The 16,240-nt window shown below is 54.1% G+C and carries 10 protein-coding genes; 4 read left to right on the top strand and 6 right to left on the bottom strand.

Features of this window, described 5'->3' with window-relative positions; translation table 11 throughout:
• Positions 1–56: 56 nt before the first annotated feature.
• The 4 genes from ACUN8C_RS04270 to ACUN8C_RS04255 all read left to right on the top strand — a co-directional run bounded on the left by ACUN8C_RS04270 (position 57) and on the right by ACUN8C_RS04255 (position 6,634).
• Positions 57–2,129, top strand: coding sequence for a rhamnan synthesis F family protein (locus tag ACUN8C_RS04270; protein ID WP_445621061.1), 2,073 nt, complete (start codon positions 57–59; stop codon positions 2,127–2,129).
• 68 nt (positions 2,130–2,197) lie between these two features.
• Entirely contained in the window at positions 2,198–4,777 is a 2,580-nt protein-coding gene (locus tag ACUN8C_RS04265; RefSeq protein WP_445621060.1) for a glycosyltransferase, read from the top strand.
• The gene (locus ACUN8C_RS04260; RefSeq protein ID WP_445621059.1) at positions 4,755–5,705 is read left to right on the top strand and encodes a glycosyltransferase family 2 protein; all 951 of its coding nucleotides are present in this window, start codon (positions 4,755–4,757) and stop codon (positions 5,703–5,705) included. Before ACUN8C_RS04265 ends, ACUN8C_RS04260 begins: the two co-directional genes overlap by 23 nt.
• 2 nt (positions 5,706–5,707) lie before the next feature.
• Positions 5,708–6,634: a glycosyltransferase gene (locus ACUN8C_RS04255; RefSeq protein WP_445621058.1), complete on the top strand. Its 927-nt coding sequence runs from the start codon at positions 5,708–5,710 to the stop codon at positions 6,632–6,634.
• 40 nt (positions 6,635–6,674) lie between these two features.
• On the opposite strand, the gene ACUN8C_RS04250 is transcribed toward ACUN8C_RS04255, so the two are convergent.
• The 6 genes from ACUN8C_RS04250 to ACUN8C_RS04225 all read right to left on the bottom strand — a co-directional run bounded on the left by ACUN8C_RS04250 (position 6,675) and on the right by ACUN8C_RS04225 (position 15,811).
• Positions 6,675–8,339, bottom strand: a complete 1,665-nt coding sequence (locus tag ACUN8C_RS04250) for a TolC family protein (RefSeq protein ID WP_445621057.1) — start codon at positions 8,337–8,339, stop codon at positions 6,675–6,677.
• 9 nt (positions 8,340–8,348) lie between these two features.
• Entirely contained in the window at positions 8,349–9,728 is a 1,380-nt protein-coding gene (locus ACUN8C_RS04245) for an HlyD family type I secretion periplasmic adaptor subunit (RefSeq protein ID WP_445621056.1), read from the bottom strand.
• A 53-nt stretch (positions 9,729–9,781) separates the two neighbouring features.
• On the bottom strand, positions 9,782–11,554 hold the full coding sequence (locus tag ACUN8C_RS04240; RefSeq protein WP_445621055.1) for a type I secretion system permease/ATPase: 1,773 nt from the start codon (positions 11,552–11,554) through the stop codon (positions 9,782–9,784).
• Positions 11,555–11,685: 131 nt separating this feature from the next.
• On the bottom strand, positions 11,686–13,068 hold the full coding sequence (locus ACUN8C_RS04235; RefSeq protein WP_445621054.1) for an undecaprenyl-phosphate glucose phosphotransferase: 1,383 nt from the start codon (positions 13,066–13,068) through the stop codon (positions 11,686–11,688).
• 257 nt (positions 13,069–13,325) lie between these two features.
• Positions 13,326–14,588, bottom strand: coding sequence for a serine hydroxymethyltransferase (glyA, locus tag ACUN8C_RS04230; RefSeq protein ID WP_445621053.1), 1,263 nt, complete (start codon positions 14,586–14,588; stop codon positions 13,326–13,328).
• Positions 14,589–14,851: 263 nt separating this feature from the next.
• Positions 14,852–15,811, bottom strand: coding sequence for an ATP-grasp fold amidoligase family protein (locus ACUN8C_RS04225; protein WP_445621052.1), 960 nt, complete (start codon positions 15,809–15,811; stop codon positions 14,852–14,854).
• Positions 15,812–16,240: the final 429 nt, after the last annotated feature.

Raw genomic sequence — 16,240 nt, 5'->3', positions numbered from 1 at the left:
CGCGCCTGCCGAGCCAGTATCATTACCATCACTTTTTTGGGTTTTCTCTATCTGACATGCAATGGCCACTTGAACATCATCAGCTCGAAGCACCGGGCAGTATCGGCATTGCGCTGCATGTCTTTTACCCGGAGCTTCTGGATGAATTTCGGGATCACCTTGCCCGAATGCCATGGCCGTTTGATCTGCTGGTTTCCGTCACCCGCCCGGATGAGATCGCCCTGGTCAGGGAAACGCTGCAGACGCTGCCCATGCTGGGTCAACTTTTAATAGAGCAGGCCCCCAATCGAGGGCGTGACCTGGCGCCCATGATGGTCACCTTCAATGAGCCACTGCGTCAGTATGATGTTGTGGGTCATCTGCACACCAAAAAGACCCCCCAGGCGCAATGGGGAGAGGCATGGCGCAAGCATCTGCTGTCGCATCTGCTTGGAACGCCCGAGCAGATACAGCAGATTTTTTTCCATCTTGCCCACGGCCATGTGGGGATGGTGTATCCGGCACTGACCCTGCAGACCCCTTTCTGGGCGATGAGCTGGCTCTCCAATGCTGAAATAGCACGACCGCTCGCCGAGCGGCTGGGCGTTACCGTTGAAGAAGAGGCCTGTTTCAGCTTTCCGGTGGGTTCGATGTTCTGGGCACGACAGGACACCCTGAGGCCGTTACTGGATCTGCACCTGTCCATCGAGGACTTTCCCGAGGAGACCGGCCAGCAGGATGGCACGCTTCAACATGCCATCGAGCGGCTGTTTGGGCTGGTCTGTCACCAGGTCGGCCTGCCCTTGGCGATCATCGACCTGGCGCGACATTGTCTTGATGACGACGACACGCTCAATGCCTTTTTCGAACTGGTTCCGCCCATCGACAGGAAAATCGAGCGCGTCTATCCAAGCTTTGATGCGCTGACCCTGAGCACGCGCGATACGCTGGTGCAGATGCCCTTCACTCACAGGGCAGCGATGCTTCGCTGCCTGATGGCGTGTCGTGGGCATGAAGCGGGCATTGCCGCCGCTCAAATCGAGGGCTTCATGGGGCAGCGTGACGCCGCCGAGCAGCAGGTGGCCCATGAGGGACAATCAGGGGCCGACGCCATGGTCACGGCCATGGTTCAGCAGGGCGTGCCCGAGACGACAGCCCGCGCATGGATGGCACTGGAAACCGGATTCGAGACCGGGCTGTGGCAGCCGCGACCGGCCGTTCTGGCGGCCCTGCAACGCTTTGGCTCATCGATCGAGCATATCGGCGCTGTCATCGACACACCGATAGACAATACCGCTGCCCTTGAGCGTCTCAGGACGCTGGGGTTTGACATGCTGACGTTTACCATCGCCGGCAGCGATGGTGGCCCCGACCGGTATGCTTCCGGCTTCTGGCAGCAGACGCTGGAAAAGGTCAACACATTTGGCAGTGACAAGCTGCTGCATGTCGGTGGCCACCCCTGGCATGACATGCAGTCTGCCTGGCAAATGGATGAGCGCGTCACGCCGCTGTATGCCATGCCTGGCACGGCCATGGCGCCCATTTTTTGGCCGTGTCGAGAGCTGATGCAGCATTTGTCGAGCGCGTGCTGGCAGGACGATTTATGGCGCGGCCTGATGACTAGGCGCCTGATACGTCAGGTGGATCACGAGCCGGGATGCCTGCTGCTGACGCATCATTTTTCCTGCGAGGAAGATGCCGGCTATCTGTTTATCGGCCCGCTGTTGCTGGAGATGCTTCAGCGCTGGATTCGCGCCCACGAGCGGGTCGGCATGAGACACTGCTTCATACCGGTTGATCGTGTACATCCGGCGGCCAGAATGTACGATTTGCTGGCAGGCACCGGTCGTTATCAAAAATCCTCGCTACCGACACTTCAATGCCGGCGTTTTGAACGGTATGCCCGATTGAGCATGAAGCTCACCCATCCGACCTGGCAGCGGAAATGGTTCTGGAGCGACTGGGCCACACAGCCGGGCATTGCCGCGGGTGCCGTGCAGTTTCTGGAGGATCTGATTGGTGTGCTCGGACAGCACTGGCACCGATTTTACGTCAACAATGATGCCCTGCAGGCACTCGCTGCCCGGCTGCAGGAGGGAGATACCCCACTGCCTTCCGGCATTTTCATTGATCAAGGCAACACGCGCTGATGCCCTGACCGTCAGCGCGTTGAACCAGCCGTTCGTATAACGATATTTTTAGTGGATCTTTCTTTGTGATGAACAGTTTTCTCAGACAGTTAAGCCATAAATCCCGACAGGCGCATCGTTACAATGCCTTTATTGCGGCGCGTCTGGATCATGTGCTGCGCTCGGGTTCCATTCCCGCGAAAATCGTCAATATTGGGCTATGGCTTGCCTTTCATGGGGTACGCGTTGCCCGTCAGATTCGTTATCGCCAGTGGTCATTGCGAAGCTCACAGACGGCTTCACAGGGCAGCGTTCATGAACGCCCCTGGCTTTTGCCCGTCACCGATAACCCCGTACGTCGGGGCGTGTTGATCGTTGCCGAACTTTCGATCCCCCAGTGTCGGCAATACCGCGTAGAGCAGAAAGTCACCATGTTTCGTCACCTTGGCCAACCGGCTACCGTGGTGAGCTGGACAGATTCTGCTACAGCATTTTCCCAGCTGCAGACCAGCCTGCTGCTGGTGTGTTATCGCACGCCTGCCACCCAGGAGATGAAGGACCTGGTCCAGGAGGCGAGCCGCCTTTCCATTCCTGTCCTTTTCGACATTGATGATCTGGTCTTTGATGTAGAAGCCTACTCGCTCAACAGTAATCTGCGTCAGCTGCCCAAAAGCGAGCAGAAACAGCTGCTGGAAGGTGCTCAGCTTTACTGCGACATGCTGAGCCTTTCGGATCATGCCATTGCCAGTACGCGGGTGCTCAAGGACCACATGAAGCCGTTTCAGGACGGCTCTCTTTTCATCGTCGAAAACGGTCTTGAAAATTCACTGTGTCAGATCGCCGAGGAGGATGACGGCTTTCCCGACAAGGACAGGGTTGTCATCGGCTATGGCAGCGGGACACGGACGCATGACTCGGATTTCGCCGAAGTCACTGAAGCTCTGACACGCGTGCTTTCAGAGCATCCCGATGTCGAATTGGCCATTTTCGGGCATTTGACCATTCCGGAAGCCCTGAACGGCTTCAAGGACAGGATACGGCGCGTTCCCTTCATTCGATCGGAAGATTACTACCGCGCGCTGCGCCAGTTTGATATCAATCTTGCCCCGCTTGAAGCCGGTGTCTTCAACGATGCCAAAAGCAATATCAAGTACCTAGAGGCCTCCGTTCTTGGCATCCCCTCGGTGGCATCCCCTCGGGATACCTTTAGCGACATTATTCGTCACGGCGAAAATGGCTATCTGGCAGATACTTCCGATGACTGGTACGAGGCCCTTTCCACACTGGTCAAAGACTCGGGGACACGTCAGAAAATAGGCAAGGCAGCCCGCGAAACGGTGCTGGCACGCTATCCGTTGACCACGATTGCCGAGCAACAGCTGGCGCCTGTCCTGGAATTGGCCGGCAATGCGCATGAGGGTGAAAGCACCTACCACATCATGGTCGTCAATGTGCTCTTTGCGCCGCTCAGCTTTGGCGGTGCCACCATCGTTGCAGAGCAGATGGCCAAGGACATCAACAAGCGTGAGGACACTCGAGTCACCGTTGTAACCGGTTGCTTCAACGGCACGCTTGCCCCCGGCGAGATTCGTCAGTACCAGTGGGAAGGCATTTCAGTCTTTGCGATTGGCCTGATCGGTGGTGACAAGGAAACCGATTTCTCCAACCCGCTGGCCGATGAATGTTTTGAGACCATCGTCAGCGCGCTACGCCCTGATGCCGTGCATTTTCACTCGATTCAGATGCTCGGTGCCGGGCTGACCGGGGTGTGTCGACAGTTCAACATTCCTTACGCCATTACCCTGCATGACGCATGGTGGCTGTGTGAACGCCAGTTCATGGTCAATGAAAACGGGTATTGCGGTCAGGAAGCCATTGACCCGCTGGTCTGCGCATCCTGTGTCGAAGATCCGTCACTGACCTATCGACGCCGGTTCATATTGCAGGACGCCCTGCATCATGCGGCCCTTTTGTTGTCGCCCAGCGACTTTCAGGCGCTTTTGCATGTCCGCTCGGGCTGCCCGAGCGAAAAGGTGGTGGTGAATAAAAATGGCGTACTGGCGCCTGATGAAAACTACCCGGCGCTGGTGGCAAAAAGGGACAGTAAGCCACTCGTTTTCGCCTATATGGGGGGCGTGGCCGACCACAAGGGCTACCCATGGCTGAAAAGGCTGTTCGAGTCTCTTGACCGCAACGATTATGTTCTTCGCCTTGTGGATATTCAGGCGCGCTTTGGCAGAGCCACTATCCGCCGCGAAGACTGGGATATCCAGGGCGACATCGACATCGTGGCCCCCTTCTCCACCCAGGACATGGACGAATTTTACGCCGATATCGATGTGCTGCTGTTCCCGTCCCAGTGGAAGGAAAGTTTTGGCCTGACGGTGCGTGAAGCCATGATTCGTGACGTCTGGGTCATCGCCACCGAGTGCGGCGGCCCGTCGGAGGATCTCAAGCCGGGCATCAATGGTGATGTGGTTGACATGAATGACAGTGCAGGCTTTGTTCAATCCATTACTGACTGTCTAAACGACCCAGAGCGCATCCGCGCCTATCGCAACCCATTGGCCAGTCAAATACGTACGTTCCCCCAACAGGCTGATGAGTTGCATGGTCTGCTTATCAATACCATCGAAGGATCACGCAGTGTCATTGCCACCGATGCCTGATATCGACAATAACGCGCTGGATGTCAGGGCCATCGTTGTGACCTACCACCCGGATGAGCCATTGCTGGCTCGTCTGTTGACGGCCCTGTCAAGGCAGGTCAGTGCCGGGGTCATTGTCAATAATGGCGAGCCCCTGTCTCTCGATGCGTCATTCATCAAGCGCTGCGGGTTCACTGTTTTGCAGATGGACAGCAATGTCGGCATCGCATCAGCGCTTAATCAGGGCATTACCTGGGCCATCGATGCGGGAGCTTCCTACGTCGCTTTCTTTGATCAGGACAGTTTGCCGGTTGATGGCATGATTACAACGCTCAGGACCACCCTTCTGGCGCTGCAGGCCAGGGGGCTTTCTCCGGGCGCTGTCGGGCCATGCTACGAAGATAGAAGAACCGGAAAGCTTGCCGAAGTCATGGCGGCGGATACACAGCAATGCCTTAAAATGATGGCGCCGCCGACAGAAGGATATGCCGAAGTTGATATGTTGATCACTTCAGGATGTCTGATCCCGGTCAGCGTGCTTGGCCATGTTGGCAATATGAAGGAGGATCTCTTTATCGACCACGTCGATATGGAGTGGTGCTTCAGAGCCAGGCATTACGGCTATAAAATATATATTGTGGGAGATACGCGGCTTGAGCACTGCATCGGCGACCGTTTTCTTCACTTCATGACAAGACGCGTCATTATGCATTCGCCGGTGCGTCATTATTACATGATCAGAAATGGTATCGCCCTACAGCGCTTTCCGCACATGACCTCCAGGTGGCGGCGCAATATCAGTTTGACGATTGCCAAGCAGTTCATCTTTTACAGCCTGTTCTTTCCGCAAAGAAAATCGCGTATTCCACTGATGCTAAAAGGCATTGTGGACGGGTTTCGTGGTCATCTGGGTCCACTTTCCCAAAACACCAGAAAAGACAGGCGCTAACCATGTCGACTGCCAAAACATTGACCTGTGGCATCTGCATCCCTACCTGCAATGCTGGCAGGGACTGGAAGGATTATCTGGAAAAAACGAGCGCTGCCAGCGCCGGCATGCGGCTTCTAATCATTGACTCGACCTCCGATGACAGTACTGCCTCCATTGCCCAAAAGGACGGCTGTGAGCTCGTGACCATCCCTCGGCATGAATTTGATCATGGGGGCACCAGAAACCGGGCACTTCAGCTGCTCGATGACTGTGATGTGATTATCTTCATGACACAGGATGCTTATCCTGCCACGACGTCAACGCTTCAAAAGCTTGTGTCCGTTTTCGAAGACTCTGATATGGGCGCTGCTTATGGGCGGCAGTTACCGCATGAAAACGCCAGTGCAGTTGCGGCACACGCGCGCCTTTTTAACTATCCGGCTGATTCTCATCGGGTCAGCGTCGACGATATCCCGCAAATGGGTATCAAGGCAGCCTTTTTATCCAACTCATTTGCAGCCTATCGCCGGCAAGCGCTTATGGATATAGGCGGCTTTCCTGAAAATGCCATTCTTAGCGAGGATATGGTTGCTGGCGCCAGACTCTTGAATGCAGGCTGGCAAATGGCTTATTGCGCTGAAGCAGAAGTTCATCACTCCCATAATTACACCATGCTTCAGGAATGCCGCCGCTACTTTGATATTGGCGTATTGCATGCCAGAGAAGCCTGGATTCAGGAAATGACCGGCCGGGCTGAAGGAGAGGGAAAACGTTTTGTGGTTTCAGAACTTCGCTATTTATGGCGCCGCTCTCCACTGACGATTCCTTCCGCCATATGCCGCAATGCCCTGAAATATATCGGCTACAGACTCGGAAAGATGGAAGGTCATCTGCCGACAGGATTAAAGCGTCAACTTTCGATGAACAAGGGATTCTGGGGGCGTTAAAACCATCTCGCCTCGAATCCCCTGCTCACCAAACGAAATGCTAGCCTCGCGCCCTTTCCCGGCCTTCAGATTGGCGATCACTCGGATCATCTGTTCGGGGCTGCTCAACCGGCGCCACAATGGTGCCAATCTTGCTCATGACATCAACCAGAGCTGCGGTATCCAGCTCACCGGAGACAGCCTCAAGATTCAAGCGGTCGAGCAATAATTGACGGAAAGTTTCTACATATTGAATTCGCTGAGAATACAGATCAGCCCTCGCCCCAAGGACATCGACCAGATCCCGTAGGCCAAGTGCAGCGCCCTTGTCTGCGGCTTCCAGGTAAAGCTCGCCGGAGCGAATGGATTGAGCCAGCGCTTCCAGACGGGTGATATCCCCCCCGATATTGCGATGGTATTGACGAAGCCTTTCCAGTGATTGACGACGCGCATCACTGATATCGGCCATTGCTGCCTGCTGACGTAGTTCGCCTTGGCGAATACTGGTACTGGTATAGCCACCGCGATACAGATTCATTCTGGCCTGTATGGAAGCTGTCTTGTCTTCGCTTTCCCGGTAGGGATCGTCGCTGTTGCGATCCTGCCAGGTCAGATTGAGATTGATCTCCGGGAAATAATCGGCGTGACGGGCGCTGGTTTCAGCTTGAGCCACTTCAAGCTGCGACTGTGCCAGCAAAACGTCTGCGTTATTGCTGATCGAGGGTTCCATCTGGTCGAGAGACCGTGGCGTTTCAAATCCGCTGTCTGGAAATGTGCTCAGCGCAAAATGATCAAAGTCAGGTGAAACACCGGTCAAGCGCTCCAGAGAAGAGCGCGCATTGTCATATTCATTTCGAGCGGCTGCGATATCAGCAAGCGTACGGTCATGCTCGGATTTCGCCGCCAGAAGATCGATCCGATCTCCAATGCCCAGGTCATAGGCTCTTTGAGCCTGAGTCACCTGAAGCTCCAGAGACTCACGCTTGCTGGTCAACAGCTCGACTCGTCTGGAGAGATAAAAGGCATTTAAGTAAGCTTCGGCAGTCTCCAGAGCCAGATCCCGCTCATTCACCACGATCTGTTGCTCGGCGGCATCGCGTTGACGGTTGGCCTTTTGAACCTGACGAATGCGCTCCATCGAAAACAGGGGCTGGGACAGCGTTACCTGGCGGGTCGTATCCTTCGATCTACCTTCACAGCGGCGCTCGAACTCGGATCCGGCAGCAGGCTCTCCTGTTTCGGGATTTTGTATACAGCTGTTTAGATTCCCATCCGTGTAAATGTTGTCGCTTTCGGTATAGCTTCGCAGCACCGTCACATCAATCTGAGGCTTGAGGCGCGCCCAGGCCATGGGAACTTCAAGACCGGTGGCTTCGGCCTGAAGGCGCTGGCTGGTCAGCGAAGCGTCATTTTCCAGTGCTTTTGCGAAAAGTGCCGGCAATGAAGGGACAGTATTGGCATAAGATATTTCCGATGCCGACACCGAACCGGTATAGCTTTCTCCCGCGATCTGCGGGGAAAGTGGAACCTGTTTTGAAGACAACGCGGAAAGTGCCTCTCTGTTCGGCTCGGCCCGCCTTGTGCGGTTTAACTGGCTCGAGCCATCGGACTGCACGGCCTCCATTTGCGTCATGAAGTCACTGCCGAAAGCAGGGAAGCTCGTTAGAGCCACCCCGCTCAGCAGCAGAGCACTAACACCCCATAGCTTGCGCCGAAAATGAGTCATTCTTTCCCCTCAGTCCTGGCGCATGGAGCGATTGAGCATATCGGTTACCGGCTGCATCAAATAGTTGAAAAGCGTTTTTTCACCCGTTTGAATCATGATCTCGGCAGGCATCCCGGAGAGCAGCTGCATGTTTTCGGTCATCTGCTCGCGTCCTTCTTCAGAGACCTGAAGCAGGGCCTTGTAATAACGCGCCCCGGTGTTTTCGTCTTCAAAACTATCTGCCGAAACATGATCTACCATACCGTCAACCACAGGCGCTCGACGCTGGTTAAAGGCACTGAAGCGAATTTCGGCTGACTGGCCATGATAGATATTGTCGATGTCCTGGGCTGGTATGCGTGCTTCAACCATGAACCCTTCATTGGCAGGCACAATACTCATGATGGGCTCACCAGCCCGTACCACGGCACCAATGGTGTGAATATCAAGCCCTACGACCGTTCCGCTGACCGGCGCCTTGATGTCTGTGCGACCTACTTGGTCCTGCAGGGCTACCATGCGCTCACGCGAGTCGGAAATCTGTGACTGAGCCTGACGCAATTGCTCGCCGATTTCCTGCTGATAATTCTGACGCTGCGATTCAATGCGTGAACGATTTTCACTGATCTGAGACTTCAACTGCGCAATCTGCGCTCTGGCCCTGGCCGTTTCGGATTCTGACTGCAAAACCTGTCGCTGGAGTTCACGAATACGCTGGTTGTTACCGAGGCCCTCCTTGAAAAGGGACTGATAGTCTTCCACCTCACCGTTAAGGGAAGTCATGCGTTTTCGATCAATACTGATGGTTCTTGTCAGCCCGTCAATCTGCTCACGGTACTGCTGAATCTGATCATTGAGGGCTGCAATTTCACTTTTCAGCGAGCTACGACGGGAGAAAAAAAGGCTTTTCTGGACAGCGATGATCTGTTGAAAACGATCATTATCATTCACCATTGTCAGTAGATCGTCCGGAAAGGTAACGCTGTCGCTGTCCTGTTGCTCTGCGAGCAGGCGGGCTTCCTGAGCACTGGCAATAAACCAGTTGGCACGGGCAATATCGTATTGAGAACGAGACTGCGTGCCATCCAGCACCATCAAGACATCCCCTGCCTCTACATGATCGCCATCACGTACATTGATCTGATTCACAATGCCGCCTTCAAGATGTTGCACCGTCTTTTTAAAGCTCTCGACAGAAACAGTGCCACTGGCGACAACCGCAATGGATAGCTGAGCAAGGGCCGCCCACAGGCCAAAACCGCCAAAGGCAACCAGCAGTATGATGATACCTGTCCACTTTACCTTTCGATCGCTGGTGGGTAGCTCAAAGCCACGCGTGCTGCTCTGACTGCGTGGCGCAGTGCTGCCTTCCAGAAAGGTCTGGCTGCCAGCAACAATATTATTTGCCATGAAAGGAAACTCCAGAACTTCCGGAAATGGTGCCAGGGATCTCTCTTAAACCCTTAGCTATTGGAACCCTGCCCCGAGGCGGTTCTACGGCCATGTTCGTTAAGCGATGTTGGCGGATTGCTGCTCTGAACGGCGGACTGGCGCTGGCGGGCAAAACGATTGAGCACTTCATCCCGAGGCCCAAACATGCTTACCTGCCCGTCCTTGAGCACCAGCAGTTTATCCATGCTGGTCAGCACGCTGGTGCGATGGGAAATCACAAAAAGGGTAGTGCCCTCTTTCTTGAGCACCTCGATTGCACTGGCAAGCGCTTTTTCACCGCTGTCATCAAGATTGGAGTTGGGCTCATCGAGCACGACCAGCACAGGTTTTCCGTACAGTGCGCGTGCAAGTCCGATGCGCTGCCGTTGACCTCCAGAAAGCGCACCAGCGGATGAAGAAATGAAGGTGTCATAACCGTCAGGCTGCTGCAGAATCATTTCGTGAACACCGGCGCGTTGAGCCGCTTCGACAACACGCTGTGCATCTACGTCGCCAAATCGCGCAATGTTTTCACTGATCGTGCCATCAAACAGTTCAATGTCCTGAGGGAGATAGCCAATCCAGGGCCCCAGCTCATGACGATTCCATTGAGTGATATCAGCGCCGTCCAGCCGAACCTTACCGACCTGGGCAGGCCAGATACCAAGCAGTACTCTTGCCAGCGTCGACTTCCCGGAAGCACTGGGCCCGATGATGCCAACGTGTTCGCCCTTGCCGACTTCGAACTGCACGCCGCGGATGGTCGACATCCTGCCGCCGGGCGGACCTGCTGCAATACCTTCGATGCTTATTCGCCCCGTGGGGTCAGGCAGCGACATCCTTTCACTCTCGGCAGGAATGTCGTTTAGAAGAGACTGTAAACGCTCATGTGCATTTCGTGCGCCTACAAACCCCTTCCATGCCCCAATCATCTGATCGATCGGCGCCAGCGCACGCCCCATCAATATGGAACCGGCGATCATCATGCCGGGGCTTATCAGCCCATCAATTACCAGCAGTGCACCCAGCCCCAGAATCAGGGACTGGAAAAGCAGCCTCAGCACCTTTGAAACATTGGATAAGGTACCGGCTCGATCGCTTGCCCATGACTGCTTGATCAAAAATTCTCGATGACGCGCTGCCCAACGCTGGCGGATCCCGGGAAGGATGCCCATGGCGTGCAACACTTCGGCGTTGCGAAGATTGGAGTTGGCAAGTTCCTGGGCCTTGATATGCTCGCTGCTGGCTTCCGCCAGAAGATTGCGGGTCGCATATTCATTGATAATGGCCAGTGCAAAAAGAATGACACCTGCTGCAATGGCAAACACACCAAACCATGTGTTGAACATGAAAAGAACAGCGATATAAACAGGAATCCAGGGAGCATCAAAAAAGGCGAAAAGGCCATTACCTGTCAGAAACTGACGAAGACTGGTCAGATCATTGAGCGGCTGTGCCGTTTGCTGCCCGGGCGTCATCAGGCTTTTTCGAAACATGGCGCCATAAAGCCGATCACTTACCAGCGTGTCGATACGGTTGCCTACTCTAACCAAAAGGCGAGAACGTATGATTTCGAGCCCACCCATAACCATAAAAAGAAACACAACGATCATGGTAAGCATAAGAAGTGTATCCACACTTCTCGTGGAAATGACCCGGTCGTAGACCTGCAGCATGTAAAGCGGGGGGACAAGCATCAGCAGGTTGATAAACATGCTGAAGACACCGGCTGTAACAAATGATCCTCTGCACGCCTTCAGTGCCACGCCAAGATCAGTAAGCGGCCGTTTCTGTTTTGAAGCCATGGAGGTTGCTCATGAGGATGGAAAGGAGCAAAACTTTGATGAACGAATTCTAACAAAATCGAACAACTCTTGCTACTTTGGAAGCAACTCAAGAATATAAAAAGTATTATTTAACTAATCAAAATAGGTGGTTAGAAAACATCGCGACCCTTAAAACCAATTAGCACCGTTTTGAATATGATCCAGAGATCGAGACCGAGCGTCCAGTGTTCGATATACCAGAGGTCATGCTCAACACGGTTTTGCATTTTATCTAGGGTGTCAGTCTGTCCCCGGTACCCCTTGACCTGTGCCCACCCGGTGATCCCGGGCTTGACCATGTGACGCTGCATGTAGGACTCCACCAGCTGTTTATAATGTTCATTATGAATCAGCGCGTGAGGCCTTGGGCCGACAATGGACATCCTACCCTGCAGAACATTAAAAAATTGTGGCAGTTCATCAAGTGAAGTTTGACGAAGAAAGGCACCTACTCTGGTGAATCGAGGATCTCGTCTTGAGGCCTGGGTCACATGACCTTCCGGCTCATCATGCATATACATGGACCGAAACTTGTACACCTTGAATCTCTGCCCGCTGAGCCCGGTCCGATACTGTTTGAAAAGCACCGGTCCAGGAGAGGATACGCGTACGGCAATGGCGATCATCAGATAAATCGGCAGGCACAACACCATGATCAGGGTGCTTAACACGATGTCTTCGCAGCGTTTGACGATACGTGCATTGCCGCTCATGGGGCTTACGCTCAAATCAATGGCATAAAGCCCTACCACCTGACTAACCCGATGATTAAGTAACGGAAGGTCAGAAAATTCGGGAATAAACCTGATTTCAACCGTTTGATGCCTAAGTGAATACATCAGGGATTTAACTACCCCCCCGAGTGCCAGTGGCATACAAATCCAGACCTCATGGACCTGTCGTTCTGCAACACGACGCGTAATCACATCCATTTCTTCAAGCCCCGGATCATGGTTGATACGGTGCATTCCACTGATTGAAAACCCGGCACTCTGCTCTTCACGCATATGGCGGGTAATACCGCGAAGCGTGACCCCCGGGCCAATCAAAAACACCTTGCGCCGATTGAGACCTCGCAAACGCAGCCACGACAACAACTTTTTAGCGGCCAGACGGGCAAAAGCACACAATAGAAAGGAGATAACAAGCGTCAGGCTCAACCAGAGCCTCGAGTAGCGACTCGCGGCCTGAGCGAAATAGATAAGCGATGCTGCAGCAATCGCTACCAGCAGCCATACCCATAAAAGTCTGAACAAAAGAGTTGCAAGAGACGTTGTTCGCCAGCGCACATAAGCCTGACGAGACATGTTTAACAGCAAAATCAGAAGAACCATAATCATGAGCGCAAGCTGATAGCGCTCATGAAGTTCAAATCCGCCGAGCCTTAAACGATAGGCGATGACGCCGGACAGCCAGATAGTGGCGGCATCGAACAAGGGCCCGAAATAGTGAAGGGGAAATCGTTCCGTGACTAAAAGCGTTCTGCCTTTCATTTACATCCAGGCCAATCAGACAATAGACATGATCATCATTGCACACTGGGATGATTCAGACAGAAATCATAATAACTTACAAATATTATCTTATTTTTCAGGAAGGTCTTCGACATCTTCCTGCTTCATAAACCAGAGCAGCTTGATACACATTGATAGGCAGGAGCACAGAGTGTTCCCGCCGACAAATGGCATTAATAAAACGGGCAACCTCTGATGGTCGAAATTTTTTATTCGACCATCAGAGAAATCATGCATCAACGATAAACAGGCAGCCTTTCGCAAACCCTGGCAACCTGGCTTTTCACTGTCTCTTCTGCATCGGCGCTATCACCCTTTTGCATGGCATCGAGGATATCGCAGATCCAGCCGGCCAGCTCGCGACATTCGTCTTCCTTGAAGCCACGGGTGGTCACAGCGGGCGTGCCGATACGCAGGCCGGAGGTGACGAACGGGCTCTGCGGGTCGCCCGGTACGGCATTTTTGTTGACCGTGATATGAGCACGTCCAAGCGCGGCATCAGCGTCCTTGCCGGTCAGGCCCTGCTTGACCAGCGAGAGCAGAAACAGGTGATCTTCCGTACCGCCGGAGACCACGTCAAAACCGCGCTCCATGAAGACACCAGCCATGACCTTGGCATTCTTGACGACCTGCTGCTGGTAGGCCTTGAACTCGGGTTCCAGCGCTTCCTTGAAGCAGACAGCCTTGGCGGCGATGGCATGCATCAGGGGGCCGCCCTGCCCGCCCGGGAACACGGCGGAGTTGAGCTTCTTGTAGAGGTCTTCATCACCCGCGGCGGAGAGAATCAGGCCACTGCGCGGGCCACGCAGAGTCTTGTGCGTGGTCGTGGTCACCACATGAGCGTGCTTGAGCGGGCTGGGGTATTCACCCGCGGCCACTAGGCCGGCAACGTGGGCCATGTCGACAAAGAACCAGGCGCCGACTTCATCGGCAATCTCGCGAAAGCGTGCCCAGTCGATGATCTGGGAATAAGCCGAGAAACCGGCGATGATCATTTTCGGCTGGTGCTCACGAGCCAGACGCGCGACTTCGTCATAGTCGATCAGGCCCTGGTCGTTGAGCCCGTACTGCACGGCGTTATAGTGCTTGCCGGAGAAGTTGGGTTTGGCACCGTGGGTCAGGTGGCCACCCGCGTCCAGGCTCATGCCCAGAATAGTGTCACCCGGCTTGACCAGTGCCTGAAATACGGCGCTGTTGGCCTGAGAGCCGGCATGCGGCTGCACATTGGCGTAATCGCAGCCAAACAGTTCGCAGGCGCGGGCAATGGCCAGCTCTTCAACCTTGTCGACAAACTCGCAGCCGCCATAGTAGCGCTTGCCGGGATAGCCTTCGGCATACTTGTTGGTCAGCTGTGAGCCCTGGGCAATCATGACGCGCGGGCTGGTGTAGTTTTCCGAGGCGATCAGCTCGATGTGATCTTCCTGACGGCCGTTTTCCTGCTGCATGGCCTGCCAGAGTGCGTCGTCATAGCCGGCAATGGTCATATCGCGTGTGAACATGAACTTCCTCGATACCAGAAGGTTGATAACGCACCGGACGAGCTTGACAGGCGCGTGATGGAAAGACGTTGCTCGTCATCATACACAACGCTTTTGGGCCTTTCACTTGAAACGCGGCCATCTCGGATGCGAGAGCGACATCCTGAAAAAAGACATCAAAAACGAGGTTGTCATGAGCCTTTCCGTAAAGCCTCCTTATGCCTGAAACAAAAACGGCAGCCCATGAAGGCTGCCGTTTTTGATGGTGACCGAATACCACTGCGCTATGCCGGCTCGCTCACGGGTACCGTCTCGGAAACGCCGAGGGGTGAGGCAGGACGCTTGATGGCCCTTTGGGGCGGCCTGGTTAAATCGATGTTTTCCGGGAAGCCGATTTTGCGCCCAAGCTCGATATCGGCGCTGACCGGGTCAAGCACGAACTCTCCGGCCACGGGCGTAAAGGTCAGCTCTCCCACGTAGCAGCGCTCACCGACCACGAAGAAGTCCACGCGACAGAAGCCGAAGGGCTCGGAAAGCGCCTTCGCCACCTGAATCATTTCATCAAGACACGCAGGCGCCTTGAGCTCTTCCCCCTGCAGGGGCTTGTAGCCACGGCGGTTGAACGGGGCGATCTGCCAGTCTTCGGTGAAAAACTGACAGCGGATATCGGTAAAGCGCCCGGCAATCAGCTGGATATAGATCTCCTGCTCATCGCCATTGTTCAGCACCAGTACCTTGTAATCCGCCGGAACCTCACCTTCAATGAGCAGGGCCTTTTCGATGACCAGCTGCGGTTTGATGGCGCGGTAATGCTTTTCCCGGTGCAGGCCTGCGTAGTCATAATGCAGCCATTGATTGGCTTCACAGGCCAGCGCAAACATGTCCGTATGCCAAGGTTTTTTAATCACGGCCACCTGCCCGGCACTGTGATTGGCCTTGATGACAAACGGCTCCTGAATGCGGCTCAATTCTCGCTCGGTGATCGTGTCATAAACACCGATAAAGGGCACCAGATACTGCTCGCCGGCACGCTCGGTAATATAGCTTCGCACCGCCACTTTATCGGCCAGTGTCGAAAAACAGGGATGCGGGTAACGCATCCGATGAAAAATCTTTTCACTGACACTTTCAGGCGATCTGAAATTACAAAAGCGACCGTGAAGGCGCAGATAGGTCAAATTGAAATAGATAACATCCGGTGTTTTTTTAAACAGCCGGTAGATCAAGCTTCGCAGCTTTCTCATGCGTTCATGCCCCTTGATGATAACAACACCAATGGTGAAAGCCCGCTCATGAGTCATGGCAGGTGATCACCTCTACCCTTGATGCCCGATCCATGATGGATGGCCGGTATTCAACGGCTTCTCTGGGCCCGATTAATTGACAACCACGATGTTATAAGAAGGGCGTGCAGAGCGGTGTGAATGTATATAGGCACGGCAGGGACGACTGTGCAGAAACGGTTTTTCAGCACCAAAATGAAGCAGATACGCACTAAAGTAGTGCACCGTGGATTTTTACTACACGGACATTTTTCATCACCTCGAAGACGTTGATAACCTTTCGCATCGACCAGCCAGTCATGACCAGCCATTTAACTTAAGTCAACCCCTATTCAAAGCGCAAAAATCCAAAATAACGCATCGGAAAAACGCCTGAAACGACATCATTCT

This window comes from Kushneria sp. Sum13, assembly GCF_052692355.1.
The sequence above is the reverse complement of the archived record's forward strand: the minus strand, read 5'-3'. Positions and strand labels throughout refer to the sequence as shown.